27 protein-coding genes and 1 other RNA gene are annotated in these 25,812 nt (G+C 50.5%); 2 read left to right on the plus strand and 26 right to left on the minus strand.

The window, feature by feature from the left end; translation table 11 throughout:
* Positions 1-6: 6 nt before the first annotated feature.
* The 7 genes from VF724_RS03215 to VF724_RS03245 form a co-directional block, all read right to left on the minus strand.
* Positions 7-282 carry a hypothetical protein gene (locus tag VF724_RS03215; protein WP_371752775.1) on the minus strand — a complete coding sequence of 92 codons (276 nt, stop codon included), beginning with the start codon at positions 280-282 and terminating at the stop codon, positions 7-9.
* A 13-nt stretch (positions 283-295) separates the two neighbouring features.
* Positions 296-601, minus strand: a complete 306-nt coding sequence (locus VF724_RS03220) for a YlaH-like family protein (protein ID WP_371752776.1) — start codon at positions 599-601, stop codon at positions 296-298.
* Positions 602-641: 40 nt separating this feature from the next.
* Complete coding sequence (typA, locus tag VF724_RS03225; RefSeq protein ID WP_371752777.1) at positions 642-2,480, minus strand: translational GTPase TypA; 1,839 nt, start codon at positions 2,478-2,480, stop codon at positions 642-644.
* Between the two features lie 100 nt (positions 2,481-2,580).
* A complete protein-coding gene (locus VF724_RS03230) occupies positions 2,581-3,063 on the minus strand; it encodes a hypothetical protein (protein ID WP_371752778.1) in 483 nt (160 codons plus the stop codon).
* A gap of 55 nt (positions 3,064-3,118) precedes the next feature.
* Complete coding sequence (locus VF724_RS03235) at positions 3,119-3,793, minus strand: TerC family protein (RefSeq protein WP_371752779.1); 675 nt, start codon at positions 3,791-3,793, stop codon at positions 3,119-3,121.
* A 100-nt stretch (positions 3,794-3,893) separates the two neighbouring features.
* Entirely contained in the window at positions 3,894-5,099 is a 1,206-nt protein-coding gene (gene thiI, locus VF724_RS03240; RefSeq protein ID WP_371752780.1) for a tRNA uracil 4-sulfurtransferase ThiI, read from the minus strand.
* Positions 5,096-6,250, minus strand: coding sequence for a cysteine desulfurase family protein (locus VF724_RS03245; RefSeq protein WP_371752781.1), 1,155 nt, complete (start codon positions 6,248-6,250; stop codon positions 5,096-5,098). The genes thiI and VF724_RS03245 overlap by 4 nt, the downstream gene beginning before the upstream one ends.
* Between VF724_RS03245 and VF724_RS03250 the strand changes: the two genes are divergently transcribed.
* On the plus strand, positions 6,233-6,442 hold the full coding sequence (locus VF724_RS03250) for a hypothetical protein (protein ID WP_371752782.1): 210 nt from the start codon (positions 6,233-6,235) through the stop codon (positions 6,440-6,442). The genes VF724_RS03245 and VF724_RS03250 overlap by 18 nt on opposite strands.
* A gap of 36 nt (positions 6,443-6,478) precedes the next feature.
* Here the strand turns inward: VF724_RS03250 and VF724_RS03255 are convergent, their stop codons facing one another.
* The 3 genes from VF724_RS03255 to VF724_RS03265 all read right to left on the minus strand — a co-directional run bounded on the left by VF724_RS03255 (position 6,479) and on the right by VF724_RS03265 (position 7,935).
* A complete protein-coding gene (locus VF724_RS03255; protein ID WP_371752783.1) occupies positions 6,479-7,012 on the minus strand; it encodes a hypothetical protein in 534 nt (177 codons plus the stop codon).
* A 54-nt stretch (positions 7,013-7,066) separates the two neighbouring features.
* Complete coding sequence (locus VF724_RS03260; protein WP_371752784.1) at positions 7,067-7,276, minus strand: DUF1540 domain-containing protein; 210 nt, start codon at positions 7,274-7,276, stop codon at positions 7,067-7,069.
* A 158-nt stretch (positions 7,277-7,434) separates the two neighbouring features.
* On the minus strand, positions 7,435-7,935 hold the full coding sequence (locus tag VF724_RS03265; protein ID WP_371752785.1) for a YpuI family protein: 501 nt from the start codon (positions 7,933-7,935) through the stop codon (positions 7,435-7,437).
* A 199-nt stretch (positions 7,936-8,134) separates the two neighbouring features.
* Between VF724_RS03265 and VF724_RS03270 the strand changes: the two genes are divergently transcribed.
* The gene (locus VF724_RS03270; RefSeq protein WP_371752786.1) at positions 8,135-9,985 is read left to right on the plus strand and encodes a S8 family peptidase; all 1,851 of its coding nucleotides are present in this window, start codon (positions 8,135-8,137) and stop codon (positions 9,983-9,985) included.
* A gap of 8 nt (positions 9,986-9,993) precedes the next feature.
* Here the strand turns inward: VF724_RS03270 and chrA are convergent, their stop codons facing one another.
* From chrA to VF724_RS03350, 16 genes are all read right to left on the minus strand, one after another.
* Positions 9,994-11,220, minus strand: coding sequence for a chromate efflux transporter (chrA, locus tag VF724_RS03275; protein ID WP_371752787.1), 1,227 nt, complete (start codon positions 11,218-11,220; stop codon positions 9,994-9,996).
* A 37-nt stretch (positions 11,221-11,257) separates the two neighbouring features.
* The gene (locus VF724_RS03280) at positions 11,258-11,422 is read right to left on the minus strand and encodes an ATP-binding protein (protein WP_371752788.1); all 165 of its coding nucleotides are present in this window, start codon (positions 11,420-11,422) and stop codon (positions 11,258-11,260) included.
* A 38-nt stretch (positions 11,423-11,460) separates the two neighbouring features.
* Positions 11,461-12,897, minus strand: a complete 1,437-nt coding sequence (locus tag VF724_RS03285) for a PAS domain-containing sensor histidine kinase (RefSeq protein ID WP_371752789.1) — start codon at positions 12,895-12,897, stop codon at positions 11,461-11,463.
* Between the two features lie 279 nt (positions 12,898-13,176).
* Positions 13,177-13,600: RNase P RNA component class A (gene rnpB, locus VF724_RS03290), an RNA gene on the minus strand.
* Between the two features lie 106 nt (positions 13,601-13,706).
* Entirely contained in the window at positions 13,707-14,822 is a 1,116-nt protein-coding gene (locus VF724_RS03295; RefSeq protein WP_371752790.1) for a Nif3-like dinuclear metal center hexameric protein, read from the minus strand.
* A complete protein-coding gene (locus VF724_RS03300) occupies positions 14,798-15,562 on the minus strand; it encodes a tRNA (adenine(22)-N(1))-methyltransferase (protein ID WP_371752791.1) in 765 nt (254 codons plus the stop codon). The genes VF724_RS03295 and VF724_RS03300 overlap by 25 nt, the downstream gene beginning before the upstream one ends.
* Before the next feature lies 1 nt (position 15,563).
* Positions 15,564-16,388 carry a hypothetical protein gene (locus VF724_RS03305; RefSeq protein ID WP_371752792.1) on the minus strand — a complete coding sequence of 275 codons (825 nt, stop codon included), beginning with the start codon at positions 16,386-16,388 and terminating at the stop codon, positions 15,564-15,566.
* A 70-nt stretch (positions 16,389-16,458) separates the two neighbouring features.
* Entirely contained in the window at positions 16,459-17,580 is a 1,122-nt protein-coding gene (rpoD, locus tag VF724_RS03310) for an RNA polymerase sigma factor RpoD (protein ID WP_371752793.1), read from the minus strand.
* 60 nt (positions 17,581-17,640) lie between these two features.
* Complete coding sequence (gene dnaG / locus VF724_RS03315) at positions 17,641-19,473, minus strand: DNA primase (RefSeq protein ID WP_371752794.1); 1,833 nt, start codon at positions 19,471-19,473, stop codon at positions 17,641-17,643.
* A 38-nt stretch (positions 19,474-19,511) separates the two neighbouring features.
* Positions 19,512-19,988, minus strand: a complete 477-nt coding sequence (locus tag VF724_RS03320; RefSeq protein WP_371752870.1) for a YaiI/YqxD family protein — start codon at positions 19,986-19,988, stop codon at positions 19,512-19,514.
* A gap of 153 nt (positions 19,989-20,141) precedes the next feature.
* Positions 20,142-22,217 (minus strand): glycine--tRNA ligase subunit beta, encoded by a 2,076-nt coding sequence (glyS, locus tag VF724_RS03325; RefSeq protein ID WP_371752795.1) that lies wholly within the window; start codon positions 22,215-22,217, stop codon positions 20,142-20,144.
* Positions 22,210-23,100, minus strand: coding sequence for a glycine--tRNA ligase subunit alpha (gene glyQ / locus VF724_RS03330; protein WP_371752796.1), 891 nt, complete (start codon positions 23,098-23,100; stop codon positions 22,210-22,212). Before glyQ ends, glyS begins: the two co-directional genes overlap by 8 nt.
* A 347-nt stretch (positions 23,101-23,447) precedes the next feature.
* Positions 23,448-24,194 (minus strand): DNA repair protein RecO, encoded by a 747-nt coding sequence (recO, locus tag VF724_RS03335; protein ID WP_371752797.1) that lies wholly within the window; start codon positions 24,192-24,194, stop codon positions 23,448-23,450.
* A gap of 39 nt (positions 24,195-24,233) precedes the next feature.
* Entirely contained in the window at positions 24,234-24,371 is a 138-nt protein-coding gene (locus tag VF724_RS03340; protein WP_371752798.1) for a YqzL family protein, read from the minus strand.
* A gap of 97 nt (positions 24,372-24,468) precedes the next feature.
* Entirely contained in the window at positions 24,469-25,389 is a 921-nt protein-coding gene (gene era / locus VF724_RS03345) for a GTPase Era (RefSeq protein ID WP_371752799.1), read from the minus strand.
* Positions 25,386-25,805 carry a cytidine deaminase gene (locus VF724_RS03350; RefSeq protein WP_371752800.1) on the minus strand — a complete coding sequence of 140 codons (420 nt, stop codon included), beginning with the start codon at positions 25,803-25,805 and terminating at the stop codon, positions 25,386-25,388. Before VF724_RS03350 ends, era begins: the two co-directional genes overlap by 4 nt.
* Positions 25,806-25,812: the final 7 nt, after the last annotated feature.

Raw genomic sequence — 25,812 nt, forward strand, 5'->3', positions numbered from 1 at the left:
CTTTTGCTATTGATTATATTTCGGATTGGAATTGATATCGTTCAACAGTTGTTCGCACAATTCGCGATCCCATGCTTGACTTTTCACGTTTCCGCCGAATTCGTACCTCACCCGGATTTCCGTATCGTCCATGCTTTCGATCATGAACTGATCCAGATTATGGTCTTCGCGGAGGATTTGCCCAAAAAATTCCAACGTATCCTTCGCCGCATTGTCATGCGGTCTCGCTTCGCAAACCCTCTGCATTTGAAGCCAGTTAAACAGAGCATCCGACAGCTTCATTATCGCCAACCCCCTACTGTCTCTTTTTGCCGAGCGTTCCGGCCAATTGGCGGATGCGGACAACCAGCATAAGCGCAATCGCCACCATCAAACTCATGACGATCGGCAGTCCGGCGCCAATCTGAAAAAACAGCAGCATAAAAGCTCCCAGCGCGATCAGCAGATACACGATGAGATCCTTCAGCAAGGGCAGCTTCCGTACGCGAAACACTTTATTATAGATGTAAACCAAAAAAACATAAATCAGAAAATATGTGATCCACGGATGGGCCGCCAGCCAATCCGTGAATCCGGCGGAAGTATCGCCAGTCCCGTTCATGCGCTTACTCCTCCTTTACAACGCTATCTTGAAAAATCTATTAGACAGTGGCTGAAACTTTGCGCTGTTTTTCAGACCGCTCCCGATCTCCTTTATTGAGAATTTTTTTCCGCAGACGCACGGATTTCGGGGTAATTTCGCAGTATTCATCATCGTTCAAATATTCCAAAGCCTGCTCGAGTGAAAAGATGCGCGGGGTTTTCATTTTGACGGTCTCCTCTTTCGTAGCCGAACGGACGTTGGTCAACTGCTTCTCCTTGCAGATGTTGACCACAATGTCATTGTCTCTGGAATGCTCCCCGACGATCATTCCTTCATACACTTCCGTTCCGGGATTCACGAACAGCACCCCGCGGTCCTCCACGGAAAGAATTCCGTATAATGTCGCGGATCCCGTCTCGACGGACACCAGCACACCCTGGCGGCGGCCTCCCACGTCCGCTCCGAAATACGGCTGATAGCTGTCAAACGCATGGTTCATAATTCCGTATCCGCGGGTCAGCGTCAGAAACTGCGTACGATAGCCGATCAAGCCGCGTGCTGGAATCAAAAATTCCAAACGGACCTGGCCGCTGCCGTTGTTGATCATGTTCACCATTTCCGCCTTGCGGGTTCCAAGGCTTTCCATTACCCCGCCCATGCTCTCTTCCGGAATGTCGATCAAGAGGCGCTCGACCGGCTCCATCCGGATGCCGTCGATTTCCCGGATAATCACTTCCGGTTTGGATACCTGAAGCTCAAAGCCTTCCCTGCGCATATTCTCTATCAGAATGCCAAGGTGCAGCTCGCCGCGGCCGGAAACGATGAACGCATCCGGACTGTCCGTCGCTTCCACCCGCAGGCTGACGTCTTTTTCCGTCTCTTGGAACAATCTTTCCTGCAGCTTGCGCGAGGTTACCCATTTGCCTTCCTTGCCCGCAAAGGGACTGTTGTTGACCAGAAACGTCATCTGCATGGTCGGTTCGTCGATCCGCAGGACGGGCAGCGGCTCGGGATTCACCGGATCAGCCACCGTTTCGCCGATGTTGATATCCTTGATACCCGCAATTGCAATGATGTCCCCGGCGCCGGCTTCGGCAATTTCGACCTTTTTCAAGCCTTGAAAGCCGTACAGCTTTTCCACTCGGGCCTGCTTGACCTTGCCGTCCCGTGCCACAACGGCAACGGACTGCCCTTGACGAATTCTGCCCCTATTGACGCGGCCGATACCGATCCGACCGAGATATTCGTTGTAATCGATCAAGGTGACAAGAAATTGCAAGGATGCGTCAACATTTTCCTGCGGGAAGGGAATGCGGTCGATAATCGTCTCATACAGAGCCAACATGCTTTCTTCCTGCCGATCCGGTTCCATTCCGGATGTGCCCATCAGCGCGGAAGCGTACACCACGGGAAACTCGAGCTGCTCGTCATTGGCACCGAGCTCAATAAACAGCTCCAGCACTTCGTCCACAACCTCTGCGGGCCGCGCATTGGGGCGGTCGATCTTGTTCAGCACGACGATCGGTGTCAGCTGGTGCTCCAGGGCTTTACGCAGCACAAACTTCGTCTGCGGCATGCACCCTTCGAATGCATCGACAACCAGCAGCACGCCGTCAACCATTTTCATGATCCGCTCGACCTCTCCCCCGAAATCCGCGTGCCCCGGGGTGTCCACGATATTAATTAAGTAGTCGCTATATCGAATCGCCGTATTTTTGGCCAGAATTGTAATTCCCCGCTCCCGCTCCAAATCGTTGGAATCCATCGCCCTTTCCTGTACCGCCTCATTTTCCCGAAAAGTGCCGGCCTGCTGAAGCATTTTGTCCACAAGGGTGGTTTTGCCATGATCGACGTGAGCAATAATAGCGATATTTCGAATTTTATCTCTTGCATGCATGGTTTTTGGAGTCCTCTCTTATCAAAATAAAAGCGTCGGACACCACCGCCGACGCTTACAACTACAATATTATATCTGTTAGCGCCAAAAAACGCAAGTGTTACCATACTCTCTGCCTGCGGTAAATCATGACTGCTCCCGAAATAATAAGGACAAAGGCAATGAAATATGTGCCCAATCCGAACAATAAGGTGAATCCGAAAAATACGGCCGACACAGCGGCCAAAATGACGGAGATCATCAGAAACCCTCTGGACGAACCGCGGTCGAACAAATAAATTTCATAGAATCCCACTGCCGCCCCGAAAATAAAACCGGGCCAAATATACTTCATCATTCCCCAGCCGAACAGGTTCGCAAAGAAAAACATCAACGCGTAAGTCGTCAGCATTCCTGCGGGGATCAACATTCCTGAAGGAAGGAGCCTTGCAAAATACAGCCAGTGCAGCAGCAGTCCGGGAATCAGGAGTACAGCGGGCCACAACAAGGAAATCAAAAAACCGATGACTCCCAATTTACCCAATAGAATAAAAATGCCGAATATCAGTAAAAACATTCCGCTGGCATAAGAGTTTCTGGGCACCCGCAAAACCTCCCGCACGACCGCAAAACCAGACAGGTTTTGACAACATTTTTTTCTATTTTATATCAATGGATTTGGATGCGGCAAGCTTTTTAATTAATCCGGCGCCGATTACAATCAGTGTGGTTGCTACCGGTATCAGCCAATGAAAGGCTGGATTGGCGTGCTCCAACAGCTTCTCCACCTTTTGATCGCTGACCAGCATTTCACCGGCCGTATAGCCGAGTATGCCGGCCCCGATATAGACAAGAATTGGGTACTTATGCAGAAGCTTCATGATCAGGGTGCTTCCCCAAATGATCAACGGTATGCTCAAGCCGATCCCGAGAATGATCAGAATCAAATCCCCTTCGGCAACTGCAGCGATGGCCAAAACGTTATCCAGGCTCATGATGAAATCGGCGACAATGATCGTCCAAACCGCCCCAGCCAAAGAGGAGGCCTCCTTGACATTGGAATGGCCTTCATCATCCATCAGCAGCTTCAAAGCGATATACATCAACAGCAAAGAGCCTGCCGCCTGGATGTAAGGCACCTTCAACAAAACAACAGCGACAACCGTCAGCACCAAACGCAGCGCGACCGCTCCGAATGCCCCCCACCAGACCGCTTTCTTGCGCTGGTCAAGAGGCAAATTTTTACTGGCCATGGCAATGACGACTGCGTTGTCACCGCTCAATACGATATTGATCAGCATGATTTCCAAGAACAATAGAAATCCTTCAAGCATGACGGGCCCCCCTGTATTGAACAAAAGTCATTCTCATCTTTTGCTATACGAAATAAACACAATAAAGTTCCATATTTATCTTATTCAACCGGACATGCATTTAAAACAAGTGCGCATCTTTTTGCTGATCCCGGTTTGTAATCCACATCGTTTCCGTTTTTTGCACGGCTTCGTCAATCAGATCGGGGAGCCATTCGCTGACTTCTTCGATATGCTCCGTAATCCGCAAATTTGGATTGGTGCTCGTATTTTTCGGAACGAACAGCGTGCAGCAATCCTCAAAGGGAAGAATCGATGTTGCGTAAGTATCGATCTTTTCGGCCAAACGGATAATTTCATTCTTATCCATCGCGACCAGTGGGCGAATCACCGGGAGGGTTACCACCCTGCCGATCACATTCATGCTGGACAAAGTTTGGCTTGCCACTTGTCCCAAGCTTTCTCCCGTGACAATGGCGGAAGCGTTGTGCATGGCGGCCAGGCGCTCGGTAATCCGAAACATGGCTCTTCTCATCAAAGTAATCAGCAAATTGTCCGCGCGTTCCTGATGCAGTCTCAATTGAATGTCCGTAAACGGAACCATGTGCAAGGCAATTCTTCCTGAATAGACGGACAGCCGGCGGGCCAAATCGATTACTTTTTGCTGTGACCGTTCGCTGGTGTAAGGATAGCTGTGAAAATGCACGGCTTCAATCGTCAGCCCTTTTCGCATGGCCAGCCAGCCGGCAACGGGACTGTCGATGCCGCCGGAAAGCATCAGCATCGCCTTGCCGTTGCTGCCGAGCGGATAGCCGCCCAATGCAGGGACAATCTCGCAGAAAATAAAGGCGCCTTCTTCGCGAATTTCCACGTGGAGATCGGTATCGGGCCGGTGTACATCCACCTTCAAGTCCGGAATATTGCGAAGCACGTGTCCCCCGATCAGCTGATTCAATTCAGGCGTCGGATAAGGAAATCCTTTGTAAGCCCTGCGGGCGGATACTTTGAAGGTTCGAGGCGGCGCTTCAAGATTTCTCATCATTTCCAGCGCGGCTTCCTGAATCGAATGAAGATCAAGCTCAGCGCGCAGCACCGGACTGAACGATATGAGTCCGAATACCTTGAGCAGCTGTTCGGATACTTTGTCGTAGGGCTCACCATTCAATTGAATGTACAATCTTCCGTAGGTTCTGTTGATCCGCGCCTTCGGATAAGCGCTTAACACTTCTTTAACATGGGAAATCACCCGATTTTCAAAACGGGCACGGTTTCTCCCTTTAAGCGTCAATTCTCCAAACCGGAGCAAAATCATTTTGATATCGATCATGGCAACCTCATTGTTTGTTTAAGTTCTTGAACGACTTCCCGAATTGCCCGGCCCAGCAGATCGATGTCTTTCGGGGTATGCATGGGAGACAAACTGATGCGGATCCCGCTTCGCGCCCGCTCCGCAGGGTGACCCATGGCGAGCAGCACCCGGCTCGGCCGTTCCTCGCCTGATGAACATGCCGACTGAGAGGAAACCATTATCCCTTTGGACTCCAAGGCATGGATAACCACCTCGGATTTCATGCCCGGAAAAGACACGTTGACGATTTGCGGGGCCATATCGCTTTCCCGATCCGATCCGTTGAGCACTAGTTCAGGGATCGAATGCAAGATTGTTGTCAGCTTGTTCCTCAAGCCGTACATATACCGCATATGTTCGGACTGCTGTTCCATGGTCATTCTGACCGCTTTGGCCATCGCCACGATCGCGGGTACATTCTCTGTTCCCGAACGCAAGCCGTTTTCCTGCCCGCCGCCGGACAAAAGCGGATTCAACAGTAAGCCTTCCCGTTTGTATAGAAAACCGATCCCTTTCGGACCGCGGATTTTGTGAGCCGATACTGTCAGCATGTCAATTCTCCATGCACCCGGATTGATAGGAATTTTGCCGACGCTCTGAACGGCATCGACATGAAAAACTATGCGCGGATACTGTTTGAGCCAGTTTCCGATCTCGGCGATCGGCTGAATGCGTCCCATTTCATTATTTACGTGCATGATGCTGACCAACAGCGTCTCATCAGTGAGCGATTTTTGCAGGTCTTCCAGCCTGACGCTTCCCGTCCGGTCAACCGGAAGATAAGTCACTTGGGCCCCTTCTTTTTCCAGTTCCTGAAAACACCGTAAAACCGAGGGGTGTTCAATCATCGTCGTGATCAAATGATTGCCGCGGTGCGCATATTTATTGACGATCCCTTTGACGGCAAGATTGTTGCTTTCGGTTCCGCCGGACGTGAACACGATTTCTGCGGGTTTGACTCCCAAAGACAAGGCGATCACTTCCCTCGCCCGGTTGACCAGACGTTCCGCCTCCATCCCGAGATGATGAAGGGATGAAGGATTGCCGTAATGTTTTTTCATGACTTCCGCAAACGCTTCGACCACTTCGTCATAAGGAGGCGTCGTCGCGGAATGATCAAAATAAAGCACAGTCATCAATCCTTCGCTTGCATTGCAGTTCCTCATTTATTGTACACTGAATTGGCCAAGCTTGCCAGCCGCCAAGAGCCGGAGAGGAAAAAGCAAGCCTCACTTCCCATGAGGCTTGCGGCCAAGACGTCCCATGCCATTTCAAAGGCACAAAAATGGCAAGCTGAAGCTTCCTTGCAAGAATTCACATGAATCATGATTTTAGCAGCATTGAATTTTCAAGATAGATCACGTGTAATACGGAACAATTGCAACATAAGCAACGAATGCAATAATTCCGATGACCATCGACCAGATGCCGAGAGATCGGCTTCCCTGAAAATAAGCCATCAGGCCAAGCACCGCTCCAGCAGGCCCCAACACGGCCGGCCACATGAAAAGAGAAGCTATGGCCAAAGCCAATGCCAGCCATCCCACCCAGGGAGTAGCCTGACGGGCTCCTGTGTTTGCCGCCCGATTTTGATCCGGGCGGTCATCCTCTGGCTCAATCAGTCGGTGGGCTTCCGGCCCCAAAGGTGTAGCTTCGGCAGCAAATTCCGTGTCGTTCTCCTCTGCAGCGCCGCCCAATCCCGATTCCCCTTCCGTACTGCGGGCATCGGCGCCGAAAGCGTTCAAGCCGCCGTAATCCGCGATTTCCGCCAGGTTCTCTTCTTCCATGCGGGCATACATGTATTCCTTGTTGGCTGCGGCTTCGGCTTCAAGTTCGGGGTTCGAAGCGGATTTCGGTTCTCCCGCGCTTTCCGCATTGCGGGATTCCTCCATAACATAACCTCCTTCATTTCCGAAAAAAAATTTTGCAGTGCTTGTCGGTTTTCACTATTTTCGTTGTTTAAAGGTATGGCAGCAAGTAGCCGATGAATTCACGGCTGTATCCTGACGCTCGGTCTTGAAAGACTCACCGGCAAATTCCGTCTTGAAATCAGCATTGGCATGTCGATCAATCTCAATCATGATCGCATCGGCGCTGCAGGTATTTCCTGTGAACCAGTACTCACAGTTGGCAACGCTGCATTTAACTTCAGGCATAATGATCACCCCTTATTTAAGGGTCTCCGTTTCAAGACGGCTCTATTCTCAGTCGGATTGCCACTTCATGTTAGGCTTGAAACAGTAAAAAAGCAGCCAGTGCGGCTGCTTCCCGAAACATCAAACGGCAAAATTTTCAATAACGGAATTCTGTAAGCTTAAACCTTTTCCCCTTGCATGCGCCGCTGCGTGATATAGTCCGTTTCATAATAGGACAAATCCTCACGAAGCTCCTCAAAAATTTTGGAAAGCTCCAAAGTAATGTCGCGAACTGCACGCACCGGCTTTTTCCGGAATCGAATGGCATCCTGGCCGGTATAAGCGTATCGTCCATCCTCGGAATAGCATTCATTTTTCGGATAAAAGAAGCTGTTTACACAATTATGGTACACGTCATAGAGCACTTTTTCCGCATAGTCGACATTGAAATTGGGTCTGCGCAGACAAAGACCGAGCTTTTCGTAGGATACCTCCGAAAAAACCAGCAAATGACGCATATCCGTCAAAAAACCCCGGTAAAATTCGTCCATTGCCTGGTCCCCGTCCGCATTCAGCTGAGGAAGGTTGTAACTGTTTAAAAAAAGTTCGGTTTTCTCAATCGCTTCTTTTAGCTTCGTCCGGCTCGATTCGCACAAATTTTTGACTTGTTGGGCAGCCATGACAGTTCTCTCCTTTTGCAATGGGAAATCGTTCTCAGACCTTCATGCTATTCCTAATATTGAACTTTATACATGATTCTATCACAAAGCCATGCAAAAAGGTAACTAAAAATTGCCTCCTCTCCGCCATTACATAAATTGAAGATAATCATCGAATTCTAAAACCAGCAATCACTTCAAAATGAAGGGAGACCTGCCCGTGCGGCGAACAACGGCCCCATTATTGATCGTCATTACACTGCTGATCACTTTGCTTCCGGCCTGCGTCAAAACAGGCGACGTCCAAAAAAAACAGGGTACGGAAATCATTCGCAAACAATCGCTGCTAAACTCCGACATCGAGCGTACCGATCAGCTCTGCAGAACACAGTGCATGCGCGATTTTCATGACGCATTGAAACAAATCGGCCGGTCCGATGACGAGAACCGCATCATCCGGACGCTGACTCAGCTGATTGCCGGCCATGGACGTATGAAACAGGTAATATGGTCCGAGCAAGCCAAAAAGCTTGAGGATGGTGTCAGGATTGGCCGTTTACCGTATCCGCTTGACGAAAAAACGGTCAACAAATATTTCGCGCAAGCCAAACAAGCCGTTCAAAACGGCCATACGTATCAATCACCGCGCATCCGACAAAACGGCTCTTATTATTTTGTGCTTGGCGTTCCTTCCGACCAAGGAAACAGTTCCTTAATCGGCCTGGTGCGGCAGGAAATTTTGAGCGAGGTGGAAAACCATCAGAAGAAAAATTTGCGATTGGTCCCGTATCCCGGCGAAAAACACTGGAAGCTGGAATCCGTAGACTCCGACACGCTGCGCGATACCCGGGTGCGAAACGGAGAGGACAATGCGGGAACAAGCCACTATCATAAAAACCAGGTTGTCGTCAAATTCAAGAAGCAACCCGGATCGAACGAGCTCGCCCGAATGAAATCCGACCTTCAGACCGTCAAATTCAAAAAGCTCGGTTATACCTACGTATTTGAATCAGCCAAGATGGATACGAAGCAAATGATGCGGTACTTCAAAAAATGGAACATTGAATATGTGGAGCCGCACTTTTATTATTTGACCAACGAATCCGCAAGCCGTAATGCCGGAATCGGCCGCAATTTCGTGCCCAATGATGCGCTGTATTCGGAATACCAATGGAACCTGCCGCTGGTGGACACCGAAAAAGGATGGACGGTAACCAAGGGCAACAAAAACATTATCGTCGCCGTCATCGACACCGGCGTTGATTTGAATCATCCCGATCTGAAGGGACAGCTGCTGAAAGGCGTCAATGTTGTCGACGAGAAAAAATCGCCGGCGGACGATGTGGGGCACGGCACACATGTAGCGGGCATTATATCCGCGATTGTGAACAACGCCGAGGGCGTTGCCGGCATGACCTGGTACAACAAGATCCTGCCGGTCAAAGTGCTTGACGAAACGGGAGCAGGCAGCACTTATTCCGTGGCTCAGGGGATCATCTGGGCGGCCGATCACGGGGCCAAGGTCATCAACATGAGCCTCGGCAACTATGTCGAAGCCCAGTTTCTTCATGACGCCATCCGTTATGCTTATGACAAGGATGTAGTCCTGATCGCGGCCACCGGAAACGACAATACCGAAGAACCGGGTTATCCCGCCGCCTATCCGGAAGTGCTGGCCGTGTCGGCCATTGATTGGGACAAAAAGCGGGCATCCTTTTCCAATTTCGGCAGCTATATTGATGTCATGGCTCCCGGTGTAAGCATTGCCAGCACGTACCCCCACAGCCAATATGCCGCCCTGTCCGGAACCTCGATGGCCAGTCCCCACGTAGCCGCATTGGCCGCCTTGATCCGCTCGGCGAATCCGCTGTTGAAAAATACGGAGGTCATGAATATCATCCGGCAGACCGCCACCGATTTGGGGGTCAAGGGAAAGGACAAATATTACGGATACGGCCAGATCGATGTGGTCAGGGCGGTACAGCGGGCCGAGTTATCGCGCCATTCCTTGACGTTCTGGGGAGAATGGCTGAAACGTAAGCTTCGCCGCATTGAGACTACAAATGAATGAAAAGACTCCTAGATGCCGTTCATTAAGTAACCGCCGATGACGCCGAACACCACGACCAGCCAAGGCGGAAGTTTCCAAAGCAGCAGCATGCCGAATGCAGCCAATGCGAGGCTAAACTCTTGCAAGGTATGAATCGCGCTTATCCATACGGGATCATACAGCGCCGCTCCCAAAATACCAAGCACGGCGGCGTTGATTCCACGAAGAGCAGCTTGAAATCCTGCACGGCCGCGAATCGCGTTCCAAAACGGGAGAGATCCCAACACCAGCAAAAATGCAGGCAAAAAAATGGCCAAAAGCGCTAAACCGGCTCCAATCCAGCCGTTAGGCGAAGGGTGCATGACCGCTCCCAAATAGGCCGCAAATGTAAACAGCGGTCCGGGTACAGCTTGCGCAGCCCCGTATCCTGCCAGGAATTCGCTGTTTGACAACCACCCGTTCGGAACAACTTCATTCTGAAGCAGCGGCAATACGACATGCCCACCTCCGAATACTAACGATCCTGCCCGATAGAAGCTTTCAAAAACCGCAAGCGTCTGACTGGGAATGAGAATTCTCAGCAGCGGCAGACCCAGAAGCAGAACAATAAATACAACCCAGGCCGTTATGGCGGTTTGGCGTTTGATCAGGACACGCAAAGAAGCCGCTTGCTGAGACTGCTGCTGACCGCCCAAAAATATGTGGCCGAACACTCCCGCCCCAGCAATCCCCACAATTTGTGTAAATGCAGACGGCAGGAGCAGGCAGATGATGGCGGTCAGAATGGCCAAGGTCCCGCGCGTCCGATCCGGCGCCAGGGTCCGGGCCATCGACCAAACCGCCTGGGCAACGACGGCCACGGCAACAATCATCAGGCCGTGCAGCCAGCCTGCGTTATGCACATCAAACCTTTGCAGGACAAACGCGAAAATGACAAGTGCGATGGCGGAGGGAAGCGTGAAGCCGGCCCAGGCAGCAATTCCGCCCAAAATTCCCGCGCGTTCGATGCCGACAGCAATTCCCAGCTGGCTGCTCGCCGGACCCGGCAGAAACTGGCACAGCGCCACCAGGTCCGCATAGCTTTTTTCATCGATCCATTTTCTGCGTTTGACATATTCCTCGTGGAAATAACCCAAATGAGCAACGGGCCCTCCGAATGAAGTCAAGCCCAGTCGCGTGCTGACTTTGAGGACCTCAGCAGCCGAGCCCGGATTCTCGCTTGATTGTTGATGCTGTAAATCTTGAAAATCATCCATGTACAAAATGCACCCCTTGGCCGAATTATGATTCCTATTACTTAGAGTCAGGGGAGATGGGCAGAATCACATCCACAGTCGTTCCCACGTGAAGCTGACTCTTTATGCAGATACTGCCCCGATGAGCTTCAATGATATTGTAACTGACGATCAACCCCAAGCCGGTTCCGGTTTCTTTTGTGGTATAAAAAGGCTCTCCCAATTTGGGAATCCGTTATTCCTTCCGCGTATCCTGAACAATCATGTTGATCGAGTTTCACAGACAGGTAAAAACACATCAAAGGTTGTTCCTTGACCCATCAGGCTTTTGACATGGATGGTTCCTCGATGCTCTTTAATGATTTTATAGCTAACCATCAAACCCAAGCCGAATCCCTTTTCTTTAGTAGAATAAAACGGTTCCCCCAATTTGGACAAGCGGTCCTCCGGAATTCCGCATCCTTGATCCGCAAAACGAATAAGCGCGTTTCCGTCGTCATGCTTTTTGACTTCGATCGCAAGATCCCCCCCTTCAGACATCGCTTCAACCGCATTTTGGATGATATTGATAAATACCTGTTTCAAGTGGTTTTCCTCGCACTTTACACATAAAGGCTCTTCGTCAAACTGCGCAATCATTTGCACATTATGAAGAATGGCCTGGGTCTGCAAAAGGGTGATCACGTTCCGGACCAGAACCTTCAGATCCTTGACTTGAAAATTGGCAGCCTGCGGTTTGGCCAGCATGAGAAGCTCGCTGACAATGAGATTGATTCGATCCAACTCGGACAGCATGATATCAAGATATTCTTTATTGCTGGCGTCCTTAGCCAAGAAGATTTGAATGAATCCTCTCAAGGTAGTCAGCGGATTCCTTATTTCATGAGCGACACCCGCGGCCAATTGTCCCAAAGCGGCAAGCCGATCCGTTTTGCTGAGGATTTCTTCCGTTTTTTTAAGCTTTCTGATATCCCTTGCAATCGTTGAAAAATATTCGATATCTCCGTTTTGCTCTCTATGCGCGATAATGACTTGCAAAACCGGTATTTCCTCTCCGTTACGGCTCAGCAATTCGGTTTCCCCGCTCCAAACGCCGTGTTTTTCCGCGTATGGAAGCGCCGTGTTCATGACCAGCTCGGCCGCCCACGGCGTATGGGTTTGCGGTATGATAATCCTGGAAATATCCTCATCGTCACTGATTCCCAGCATTTTCCGCGCCGCACTGTTGTAATAAAGTACATTTCCGTACTTGTCGCCGGTCGCCACAAAATCGGTCGTCTCTTCCAAAATGGCGATAAGATGCCGCTGGGATTTCTCGATCTTTTTCTTTTCGGAAATATCCTGAATTTGTGAAATGAAATAAAGAGGGCTGTTCTTGCCGTCACGAACCAGCGATACGCTCAGCAGGACCCAAACCACACGCCCCGATTTATGAAAATAGCGTTTCTCGACTTGATAGGTTTCCAACTCGTCGTTCATCATTTGGCGCACGAAATTCAAGTCACGATCCAAATCATCCGGATGGGTAATCGTTTGGAACGACATCTGCAATAACTCCTCTTCAGAATACCCGACAATACAGCAAAGAGCACGGTTTACTTTCAGCCAACGCCCATCCGGCGAAACGAGAGCCATGCCGATTGCCGCAAATTTAAACGCATGGGTGAACAGCTGCATTTCTTTTTGCTGATCATTCATTATCCACGACCACCTTTATAAGTCCGAATGTTCAGAAAAAGAATCTTCTGATAAATTCTAAACCCCTGAATATTAACCGCGACCAAACTGAATCCTTAATTATAGTCATATTTACCTATATTTCAACATAATTTTACTATTTTTTTAAATAATATAGTAGGCAAATATTTCAATAATTTCGTATTTTAATCGAATTGAAGCAAGTAATCTTACGGTTCGCTCGGCTTTTTCAACAAACGCAAAAAACCGCAAGGCTTGAGCCTTACGGATTATGTAGATCAGGAAAGCTTGTCGTAAGCCGGGTTCTGTGCTTCCGGTGGTCATAACGGGCCGAAACCCTCCCACCCTTGAAGTGACAATCATCTATCTAGGCCGTCCATTACTGGACGGCTCCAGCGACCAACCCGAACGCACCCCGGGCCGGGGCTGTGCAGCAGGACGTATCCCGCGCGCACCGCGCTCCTCTTCGGTCTTGCTCCAGATGGGGTTTACCAGGGAATAAGTCGCCAAATTCCCTCGTGGTCTCTTACACCACGGTTCCACCCTTGCCTGTACGCCTGCAGGCGCCATCGGCGGTCCATTTCTGTGGCACTATCCTTCAGCTCGCGCTGACTGGACGTTATCCAGCATCCTGCCCTGCGGAGCCCGGACTTTCCTCCCGCAGCGTGCGCAGCACGCCGCCGGCGATTGTCTGACAAACTTCCCTTCGCAAATGTTAGTATAACAAAATTGCGGTTGAATACTCAAGCATGAATGTATTCCTTGGTTTCCTGAATATGATGCCGTTGGCTAAAGCCGGATCTGCTGTTTCATACGAATCGGAACGGTTCCGTATTGACCGATGAAGCGATGGCCGTCGTTTGCAGCTTGTTTTCTTTGAATTTGACGTTCAGATATTCGGCAACCGGCGCTTTGACGATTTTTTCGGCATTGTGTCCCGGATCGATCAGAGCCAAACCGGCAGCCAGCGCATCGTGCGCGGAGTGGTAATCGATATCTCCGGTAACTAGCACGTCGGCACCGGCAAACAAAGCATGACGGAAATACCGGCTTCCGGAGCCGCCGAGTACGGCCACTTTGCGCACCGGCTTATCCGGTTCTCCGACGACTCTAAGCGCGGGCACCTCCAACGCTTGCTTGACCATATCGGCAAGCTGCTGCAGACTGACCGTTTCCGATAGTTTTCCCACACGCCCCAAGCCGAATACTCGTCCCTTCAAGTCAACCGGATACAAGTCGTACGCGACTTCCTCATAAGGATGCGCTTTAAGCATGGCTTGAATAACTTTCTTCCGAACGCTGTCCGGTAGAATCGTCTCCACGCGAATTTCCCGCACCGACTCAAGCCGTCCCAGCTTGCCGATATAGGGATCGCTTCCTTCCCGAGGCATAAAAGTTCCTGTGCCCTCCAAATTGAAGCTGCAGTGACTGTATTGTCCGATCCAACCCGCACCGGCATTGAATACAGCCTCCCGCACCCGATCGGCATGACTTTCGGGGACGAACACAACCAATTTGCTGAGCTTTTCCGTATGAACTTCCTCCAGGCTGGAAAGCTCGGACAAATTCAGCGCGCGGGCCATCAGATCGTTCATACCTCCCTCTGCAATATCGAGGTTGGTATGGGCAACATATACGGCGATGTCATGCTTGATCAATTTCTCGATCAACCGCCCAGCCGGGGAATCCGTTTGAATATGCGGCAACGGTTTGTAGATGATTGCGTGATGGGCGATGATCAGATCCGCCTGCATCCGGATCGCTTCCTCCACCACATCATCGGTAACGTCAAGAGTCACAAGAATTTTTTTGATTTCCTTCTGCAGCGTACCGAGCTGCAAACCGATTTTATCGTCCGGCATGGCAATATGTTTTGGGGCAAACTGTTCAAGCCATTGAACTACGGTTTGACCTTTGGCAAACATTGCAATACCTCCTTTATCCGTTCCGTTCGTCTTTGCATTTCTTCAAGCTTGAGCCGGGATTCAGCTAAGCTGGAATTTTTCAGGCTTCGGCATACCTGCTGCAGCTTCAGCAGTTCACCCTCCCATTTGCGTTCAAAAACCGGCCCGGCCTTCTGTAGCAAGTAAGGCCCCAGAAGATGCAGATCTTCTTTGGTCAGAACTGCGCCATAGGCCGAGGAGGCCTGCTCATACAGCTTGCGATTTAATTCGGCGGCATTGGGACGGCGATCGGCGACAAGAATCTCATAAATCCGTCCGTCTTCCTGCAAGAGTTCCTCTGAGGCGAGAAACCATTGATGGTCCTCCAGCCATCGCCGGACGGCAAATTCGCCCACATTCGGCTGCAGAACCAGCCTTTTTACGGAAGCCAGCTGTTTCTCTCCTTCAGACAAGATATGTACCATTGTGGAGCCGCCCATTCCGGCAATCGAAACGGCGTCGACCTCCTCCGGTTCGACGACCGCTAATCCGTCACCCCGGCGGATCGATATGTGATCCTGAAGACCGGCCTCAGCCACTTGTTGTCTGGCAGTTTCCAGCGGACCTTCATGAATATCCCCGGCTACCGCAAAGGAAATCTTCCCGGTCTGCACCAAAAAAACAGGCAGCAGAGCATGATCCGTACCGATATCCGCCAAACGGCTTCCTTGTGGAATCCATTGCGCAACGATTTCCAAACGCTTCGATAATTTGACACTCATTTTAAACGACCCATTCCATCCATTTTCTTCTGAAGATCAACAGGAGCGTTACGCTTGCGATCAATTTTACCGCGAGTGAAACTTGAATTCCGATATTGATTTCATGGATAACCATATCATAAATCTCCGGCGAGAACCACATGATGCAGGAGACCATGAAAAACACCCGGCCCACCGATTTATTACGCTCATGCAGCACGCTGCTCAGCCAAATGAATATCAGGCAGCCCGGAACCCACATCAGCTGCAGCAGCCAAGCTTCTGTAATGTCTCCCCGTGAAAGCAGCCAACCGTAATCATACAGCACTGCAACCCAACCGCTCAAATGAATCGGTCCTATTCGGGCAAGCCAGCCCGTGACAATCCAAACCAACCCGCTCAAGCCGACATATCCGATCATCCAGCCGGGATCATATCCGTAACGCTTCAATAAAAATTCACCGATGAACAAGACCGCCAGCGAAGCCAGGCCGAAGGCCGAATACGACAAGGCCAAATTCGAGCTTCTTTTCCAGAAGCCCAATCCGTAAAGCGCGATCAGCAGCAGCAAAGCGGAAATGATTTGAAATGACAGGGAAAAAGAGTTAAAATGAAGTGCAAAAAAGGAAATAGATGTAAAAATAACTAAAAAAATGATGGTTAACGATAACCAATTCCCGTTTTTCCGTTGATGAAACAGCTTGGCGGAACGCTTTGGCTTGCCCGGCATGCCGGAGTCTTCAATATACAAGTTGAGCAGAAAATCGCAATATTGCTCCGGGAGCAGCCGGCTGCTGCGCCAATGTTCGATTTCCCTAACGAGGATTTTCCTTTTTTCCGGTTCCATCGCTTATCCTCCCGGCATCCAAAAATGGACCTCACTGCAGGCAGCAAGGTCCGTGTAAAGTCGGTTCGAGCTATTCCAGAAAATCTTTCAGCCGCTTGCTGCGGCTCGGATGTCTAAGCTTGCGCAGGGCTTTGGCTTCGATTTGGCGGATCCGCTCGCGTGTAACTCCGAACACTTTACCAACTTCCTCCAAGGTTCTCGTACGTCCGTCATCCAGTCCGAAGCGCAGTCTCAGCACGTTCTCTTCACGTTCGGTCAGCGTGTCCAACACATCCTCAAGCTGCTCTTTCAATAGTTCATACGCAGCCGCGTCGGCAGGCGCCAGAGCTTCCTGATCTTCGATAAAATCGCCGAGGTGCGAGTCATCCTCTTCCCCGATCGGCGTTTCCAGAGAAACCGGTTCCTGAGCGATTTTCATGATCTCGCGAACTTTGTCCGTGCTCAAATCCATCTCCGCGGCAATTTCTTCGGGCGTCGGCTCACGTCCCAGCTCTTGAAGCAGTTGGCGAGAAACGCGAATCAATTTGTTGATCGTTTCCACCATGTGAACGGGGATACGAATGGTCCGGGCTTGATCCGCGATGGCTCGTGTAATCGCTTGCCGAATCCACCAGGTCGCATAGGTGCTGAACTTGTAGCCCTTGGTATGGTCGAATTTTTCAACCGCCTTGATCAGACCCATATTTCCTTCTTGAATCAAATCAAGGAACAGCATGCCTCTTCCGACATATCTTTTGGCAATGCTGACAACCAACCGGAGATTGGCTTCGGCCAAGCGGCGTTTCGCCTCCTCATCGCCGTCCTCAATTCTTTTGGCCAGCTCCACTTCGTCTTCGGCTGAAAGCAGCGGAACACGGCCGATTTCTTTCAGATACATGCGAACCGGATCGTTGATCTTCACTCCGGGCGGAAGAGAGAGATCATCATCGAAATTGAAATCATCGGTATCCCGCTGATCTTCCGGACCCAACTCGATTTCATCCTCATGTTCGTTAACGACTTCGATACCCATATCGGCCAATTGTTCAAAAAAATCATCCATTTGATCCGGATCCTGATCGAATGGGCTCAGCCGTTCCATGATATCTTTATAAGTCAGCGACCCCCGTTTTTTGCCCGCCTCAATCAAAAGTTCTTTTGCCTGTTCGAGTGTCAGCTCATTTTCCAATTGTGTGTGTTGTTCGTTCGCCATAATCCAACTCCCTCCTCCCTAGAGGAACCGTTGACACCCATCATAGCCGGCCTTTTGCAGCTATAATGTTTTCAGCTGTCTTTCCAGGGAAATAATCTCACTTGCAATCTGGGCCGCTCGAATTACATCACCCGCACGTTCAGCCCTTGCAATTTCTTCTTTTTTCAACTCTAGTGCCGCCAACTGCGGGTATTTTTTGATCTCCCGGATGTAATCGTCAATCACCTTGTCGTTAATCCCGCCAGTGGAATCCGTCATCGCGATGGAGCTGGCGACTTTTTCAAGCTGTTCGTTGTGCAAGGTTGCCATATATCTGCTGGCATCGGGCTCATTCCCATCGGCATAATAAGCATATAAATAAGCAGCTAAAGCTGCGTGCGCTTCTACATTAAACCGGTCTCCCAACTGTTCGCGGACATACAGAGCGACATCCGCATCTTCCATCATGACCGCCAGGAGCTTTCTTTCGGCATTATGAAAAGCCGGCAGAAGAACCGGCGATGTCTTTTCCGTTCTCCTGTCATTCATAACATTATTCCACGAATTTTCTTTATTATCCCCAAAATTCTTCTTTTTTTGTAATTGTTCGCGAATTTGATGCAACTGTTCGTTAAGGGATTGGATGGAATATTGGAAATCATGGGATAATTCTTTGACGTAATGCTCCCGCTCGGTGGGGGAATGCAGTTCGGCGATAATTTTAAGCGCCTCTTGGATATACTTCAGCTTTCCTTCATCTTTTTGTAGTATATGGTTTCTTTGCAAATAAATTAATTTAAATTTTGTGGAAGGAACAGCGGAATTGATTATTTCCGAGAGGAATTTTTGCGCGCCGTTGACGGAAATATATTCATCTGGATCCATTCTGCCCGGAAGGATGGCCACTTGGGCATTGCATCCCGACCTCTCCAGCAATGCGAGGCTTTTGAATGCGGCGGCTTGACCGGCATCATCCCCGTCGTAACAAACGATGACCTCGTCGGCAAACCGCTTGAGCACCCGGGCATGCTCTTCGGTCAGCGCGGTTCCCATCGTGGCGACTCCGTTGGCCGCTCCTGCATCCCAAGCTTTGATCACATCCGCGTATCCTTCGAAAAGCACCGCTTTCCGGCTTTTGCGGATCGAAGATTTAGCCCGATCCAAGTTATATAATATGCTGCTTTTATTAAACAATACGGTTTCAGGCGTATTTAAATATTTCGGCTGTGCCTCCTTCAATACCCGACCGGCGAAAGCAACCGTTCTTCCTCTGGCATCGCGGATCGGAAACATGATTCGATCGCGGAACCGATCCAAATATCCATTGCCTTCGGAATTTGCGGAAACAAGGCCCCCCTTCTCCATAATCGCCAGATTGATGTTGCGGCTGTTCAAAAATTGGCAAAGCTTGTCCCACATGGGAGGAGAATAGCCGATCTGAAACTCGTCGATCATTCGGTCGGTAAACCCTCTGCCGCGCAGATACTCCATGGCCGGTTTGCCAAGCTCGGAGTTTTTGAGCAAATAATTGTACCATTTTGCGGCAAGCTCGTGTCCTTCAATGATCAGGCGCTTTTCTTTTTGTCCGGCTGTTTCTTCCGCCGGGGCGGATTCCCAGCCTATCGGGATATCCGCTTCTTCGGCCAATTGGCGGACCGCTTCGGGAAAAGTCAGCCCTTCAATCTCCATGACAAACTTGATGGCATTGCCCGCCGTCCCGCAACCGAAGCAATTGAATATTTGCTTATCCGGCGATACGGTAAAAGAAGGCGATTTTTCCGAATGAAAAGGACACAAACCTTTGAAATTCCTGCCCTGCTTGGCCAGATGCACATATTTGCTGACCACTTCAACAATCTCATGATACTTTAATACAGCAGCAATCACATCATCCGGAATGTTCCCGAAATTCATCCTGATTCACTTCCCGATTTGACACGTAATACTATTCGCTACAACGATGAATTTTCCTGCAAATGTTCTAAAGTTTTTGTCAAAGTGTGTAGAAAATTCACACGATCCTCTTCCGTAAAAGGTTTCGGACCTTTGCCGTAATGGCCGTTTCTCCGCTGTTTGGCGTGTTCATGTCTTCGTTCCAGCAAAAAGCCGATATTCTCGTTGTTGTAGATTTGTCCCCGGTTGGACAACACGACAGCGCCTTTAGCCAAACCGATCGCAGCCAGACCGAAATCCTGGGTCACCAAAATATCGTGGGCTTTGACGAGATTGGCAATAAAAAGATCGGCCGATTGCTGGGAGCGGTCCACCTGAACGATCCGTACCCCTTCTTCCGGCTGCAGCCTGTGATCATAGGAGGCCACCATTGCGACAGGGACGCGGAACGCCTTGGCTGTCAGGACGATTTCCTTTTTGACCGGACAAGCATCGGCATCCACAATAATTGTAAGCTCTTCTGAAGATATCTCGATCACCGTTTCCCGTTATTTTTCTATTTAAGATATACGCCAAACTATGGTCAAAGTCCTGCTTCCTTGAAAATTCACTACAAGAGCGTGTTCAAAAAGTTGGGTCGCTGCGCTCTACAACTAAATGGACAGGGCGTCGGAAAATTCAACTTGTTGCTACCAGACGATCTTCTGGAAGTCGGCAAACCTCCTGATATCGTCGGCGATTCCGCGCAGCAGCGCCAATCGGGCCCGGCGCAGCGCATCATCGTCAACCATGACCATCACCGCATCGAAATATTGGCGGATCGGTTCCTTCAAACTGCTCAACCGCTCCAACGCTTGAGATTCTTCAAAATTCGCCAGCCGGCCAAGATAAGCATCCCGCATCGACCGCCATGCATCATGCAGAACATGCTCTTCGACTTGCTGAAACAGAGCGCTGTCGATTTCGCGGCTCTCGTCCGCTTTGGCCGCCAAATTGCCGACCCTTACGAACGAATCAACCGCCGACTTGAACTCTCCTCCGTTCACAGCATCCATCAGCGCCTCCCCTCTGCGCACGACGGAAGACACATCGTCGAATCCGCCGGACATCACCGCATCGACAATATCGTAACGGACCGTATCCGGGAAAATATTTTTTACGCGAAGAGCAAAGAAATCCATCAAATCCTTCATTATTTCATTACGTTCGCGCTTTAACAAACCCGCCTGCTCAAGCACCGACAGAGCCGTATCGAACAGATCGGCCAAACGGATCGGCAAACGGTGCGCATGCAGGATCTGGACGATCCCCGCAGCCTGCCGCCTCAGAGCGTAGGGATCCTGCGATCCCGTCGGAATGATGCCGATCGAAAAACATGCGGCAATCGTATCGATTTTGTCCGCCATGCTGACGATCGAACCAACCAGCGAAGCCGGAACGGCATCCCCTGAAAAACGAGGCTGATAGTGCTCGAAAATCGCTCGGGCGACCGCTTCTTTTTCCCCGGCTTTACGTGCGTAATCCTCGCCCATGATGCCTTGCAGCTCGGGAAATTCATAGACCATCAGGGTCACGAGATCGAATTTGCAAATGGCCGCAGTCCGTCGAACATCCTGCAATGTCTGCTCTTCCGAGCGCAGGATTCCCGCTATTTCCTCGGCGATTCTGCCGATGCGCCTTACTTTATCTCCAAGGGTGCCGAGCTCCTCATGGAATACGATCGTTTCCAAGCGGGCAAGCGCCGCGTCGATTTTCATTTTCTGATCTTCCTGGTAAAAGAATTTCGCATCGGACAGACGCGCGCGCAGCACCTTTTCATTGCCTTTGGCGACTTGGTCCAGCGACACATCATTGCCGTTTCTGACTGTTATAAAATACGGCAGCAGCTTCCCGTTTCCGTCCATCACGGGAAAATAACGCTGATGCTCCCGCATCGAGGTGATCAAAACTTCCTGCGGTATATTCAGAAAATCCGGATCGAAGGTTCCGTACAATACCGTCGGGTATTCAACCAGGAACAGCACCTCCTCCAGCAGATCTTCCTTCATGGAAACGTGCCATCCCTTTTGCTTCGCCAGTCCTTCGATTTGTCCGGCAATCAGCGAAGCGCGTTCACCCATGTCGGCAATCACAAACTGCTCGCGAAGCTTGGCCGCATATTCCGATGCGGACGGAATCGAAACGTCCTGCCCGAGGAAACGATGACCTTTGGTCATTCTTCCGGAACGTACACCTGTGATTTCGAGCGGAATGATCTGTTCTCCGAATAGTGCAACGATCCAGCGAATCGGTCTGACAAAACGCAAATCATGGCTGCCCCAGCGCATATTTTTCGGAAAAGCCATCGATTGCACAATTTCCTTCAGCCCGTCTCCAAAAAGCTCTTCCGCAGGAACTCCCTTTTTGCTTTTGACGGCATGCACATATTCAACTCCGGACAATTCCTTGAAAAATAGCTGTTCCGGATTCACGTCCTGACTGCGGGCAAACCCCAGCGCTGCCTTGCTCCAATTCCCCTGCTCGTCCAGAGCGATTTTCTTGGAGGGACCCTTCACCTCATCCTGCAGATCCTCCTGCTTTTCCGCGACATCGCTGACGGAAACGGCGATTCTTCGGGGAGTTGCAAAAGCCTCAGCCTTGCCGTAGGCTATCCGCGAATCATTCAGCCACTTTTCCACTTTTTGCTGCAGCAGTTCCACCGCCCCACGGATAAATCTGGCCGGAATTTCCTCCATGCCGATTTCAAACAAGAGATGCTTAGCCATCGCTCGCCACTCCTTTGCCTTTCAATAAAGGGAAGCCCAAACGTTCCCGTTCCTCCAGATATGTCGCCGCGCATTGTCTGGCCAGGTTGCGCACACGCATGATGTACCCCGTCCGTTCGGTTACGCTGATCGCTCCTCTTGCATCCAGCAGATTGAATGTGTGAGAGCATTTCAGCACATAATCGTAAGCAGGGAACACCAGATGATGCTCCAGCGTTTTTTTCGCTTCCTCTTCATACATATTGAACAGAGTAAACAGCATCTTGGAGTCGGAAATCTCGAACGTGTATTTGGAATGCTCGAATTCCGGCTGATGAAACACATCTCCGTAAGAAACCCCGTCCACCCACTCAAGATCAAACACATTTTCCTTGTTCTGAATGTAAGAGGCCATACGCTCAAGACCGTATGTGATTTCCACGGCGACCGGATTTGCGTCGATGCCCCCTACCTGCTGAAAATACGTGAACTGGGTAATTTCCATCCCGTCCAGCCATACTTCCCAGCCTAATCCCCATGCGCCCAATGTAGGCGATTCCCAGTTATCCTCAACAAAGCGGATATCGTGATGCAGCGGATCGATGCCCAGCTGTTTCAGACTTTCCAAATAGATTTCCTGGATGTTGTCGGGTGACGGCTTCATGATGACTTGGAACTGGTGATGCTGGTAGAGGCGGTTCGGATTCTCCCCATACCGGCCGTCCGCCGGACGGCGGGAGGGCTCCACATATGCAACGTTCCACGGCTCCGGCCCGATGCTGCGGAGGAAGGTCATCGGATTCATCGTGCCGGCCCCTTTCTCCACATCATAGGGCTGTACAATGATGCAGTTTTGCGCCGCCCAAAAATTTTGCAGAGTCAGTATGATCTGCTGGAAATTCATCTCATTGTCCACTCCTTCTCCTGTAGGCATCGCGATGAAAGCGGAACTAATTTCATCGCGAGCCCGAACTATGCAACACAAAAAACTCCCGTCTATATGCCCTTGTACCGAGCATAGGGACGAGAGGTTGCTTTCCCGCGGTTCCACCCTACTTGATTGAATACCGGAAGGCTTCGCCGTCCTCGTTCAATCCGCTTTAAGCTGTTTATGCATCTCCGGAACGCCCTTCGTCAATTCGCCGCACCGGGCTTCCACCCTCCCCGGTTCGCTTGGCCGAACGAGATTTGACTACTTATTTCCATCATCGAAGTTCCATCATTCAGTTTTAGGAAAAACTTTAAAGTATATTATATCTCATATTTCTCCATCTGGTCAAGAAAATTGCGAGCTTTCCATTGGATCCCGATATGGGTGTCCATCAAGCCCCGAAGGATCGGTTTGATTTGCTTTTTCGTTTCATTTTTTACACTGATTTTGCCCAATCTGCGCAGATCCATCCGGCGAAATAAACGCAGCAATTTCCAAGTTCCTTCCTCAATGTGCCTGGCGGAGGGATCCTTGGTTTGGCAGGGGCTGCAGAGGACTCCCCCCAATTGGAAACTCAAAACGGACAGGCCGGTTTCCCGCCCGCAGGACACGCAGGCTTCAAACTCCGGTCCATATCCGGAAAATTCAAGAATTTTCATTTCCATCACATGCGCAACGATCTGCGGATCCTTTCCGTCCTCGATCGCTTCGAATGCCGCTTCCAGCTGTTCGAACAGGGCCGAGCTGCCTGCTTCATGCTCCGTCATCCGGTCGATCATTTCGGCGATATAAGAAGCGTAAGCAGCCTTCAGCAAATCCTCGCGCAGCAGGTGATGCGAGCGGATGATTTCCCCATGATTGAGCGTCCCCATTGCACCTGTTTTGAAAAAAACGAATTCGCCGTATGTAAACAATTGGGCGATGGCCGAGAAGCGGCTTTTCAGCTTTTTCGCCCCTCTGGCCATCACAGTGACTCTGCCCGCTTCTTTTGTATAAAGAGTAATAATTTTATGGCCTTCCCCGTAATCCATCGCGCGAATGACGATCCCTTCGATCCTGTTCAGCACCCTGGCACGCTCTCCCCATGAGAAATCAACGGAAAAGCGTCATTCCGGCAGCTCCTCGACGTCTGTTTCTTCTTCCGTTTCTCTCATATCATCGTAATAGTTTTGCATATCCTTATACAGCAGATAAGCATCGACATCTCCGGTTGCGGCAAAATACTTCCAAGTAAAATCGCGCATTACGTCCATCCTTTCCAACTAGGAAATGACGTGCAATCCATTTATAGAATGCGCCAAAGCCTTAAAAGTATCCCTTACAATAACTGCCACGAGCCTGTTATTCGCCGCTAAACCCGAGATCCCGCAAAAGATGCTCGCGGTTTCTCCAATCTTTTTTGACTTTCACCCAGATTTCCAGAAATGTTCGGGAGCCCAGAAGCTTCTCGATGTCCTCTCGGGCCTGCTTTCCCACTTCCTTCAGCAGCGAACCGTTTTTGCCGATAATGATCCCTTTTTGCGAATCCCTCTCCACAAACACGACTGCCGAAATATTCACGACTCCGTTTTCCTCCACATACATGTCCTCAATCGTCACCGCAATGGAATGAGGAATCTCCTCCCGGGTCAGGTGAAGTATTTTTTCGCGAATCAGCTCCGCGCAAACGAACTGCTCCGGATGGTCAGTAACCTGATCGGCCGGATAGTACATTGGTCCTTCCGGGAGGTAGCGTCCGATTTGCTCGAGCAGGGTGTTTACGTTGCTGCCGAGCAGCGCCGAAACCGGGACGATCTGGGCAAACGGATACAACTCGTTATAAGCTGAAATAGCCGGCAAAAGATCATCGGGATGGACTTTATCAATTTTATTCAATACGAGAATAACCGGAGTGCTGACCTGCTTCAGCCGTTCGATAATGAATTTGTCACCGCCTCCAAGCCCGTCCGCAACATCCGCCAGGAACAGGATCGCATCAACTTCCCCTAAAGTCCCTTCCGCGGTCTTGATCATGTAGTCCCCCAGCCTTGATTTGGGCTTGTGGATTCCCGGCGTATCGAGAAATACGATCTGCATGCTTTCGGTCGTATAAACACCGTGAATTTTATTTCTTGTCGTTTGCGGCTTATCCGACATGATGGCGATTTTTTGACCGATCACTTGATTCATGAGGGTGGATTTCCCTACATTCGGCCTTCCGATAATCGCCACAAAGCCGGATTTGAACGGTTCCTTCGCCGTTTCTTTCACTTTTTCTTTCACGGCTGCTCCTCCTTTAATACATCGGGATGAAAAGCGTCGGGCAAAAGCTCCGCAACAGTAGACTTCGTCCACCGCCCTCCGGCGGAGCCCATGATGACCGGCATGTCCGGCGGACAAAGCTCAATCATCACCTGCCTGCACACACCGCAAGGCGACAGCGGCTCCTGCGTATCCCCGATCAAAGCGATTGCCGCGAATTGTTTGGGGCTGGCCCCCGATGCAATCGCACCGAACAAAGCGGTGCGTTCCGCACAGTTGGTTGGGGCGTAAGCCGCATTTTCCACATTGCAGCCCGGATATACCCTTCCCTGGGCATCCAGCAGCGCTGCTCCCACCTTAAAGCGGGAATACGGAGCGTAAGCCCTGTCCTTGGCTTCGGCCGCCGTCTTGAGAAGCATGTCCGCATCGATCCTCATCGTTAGC

It is taken from the genome of Ferviditalea candida (assembly GCF_035282765.1).
GTDB classification, from domain to species: domain Bacteria; phylum Bacillota; class Bacilli; order Paenibacillales; family KCTC-25726; genus Ferviditalea; species Ferviditalea candida.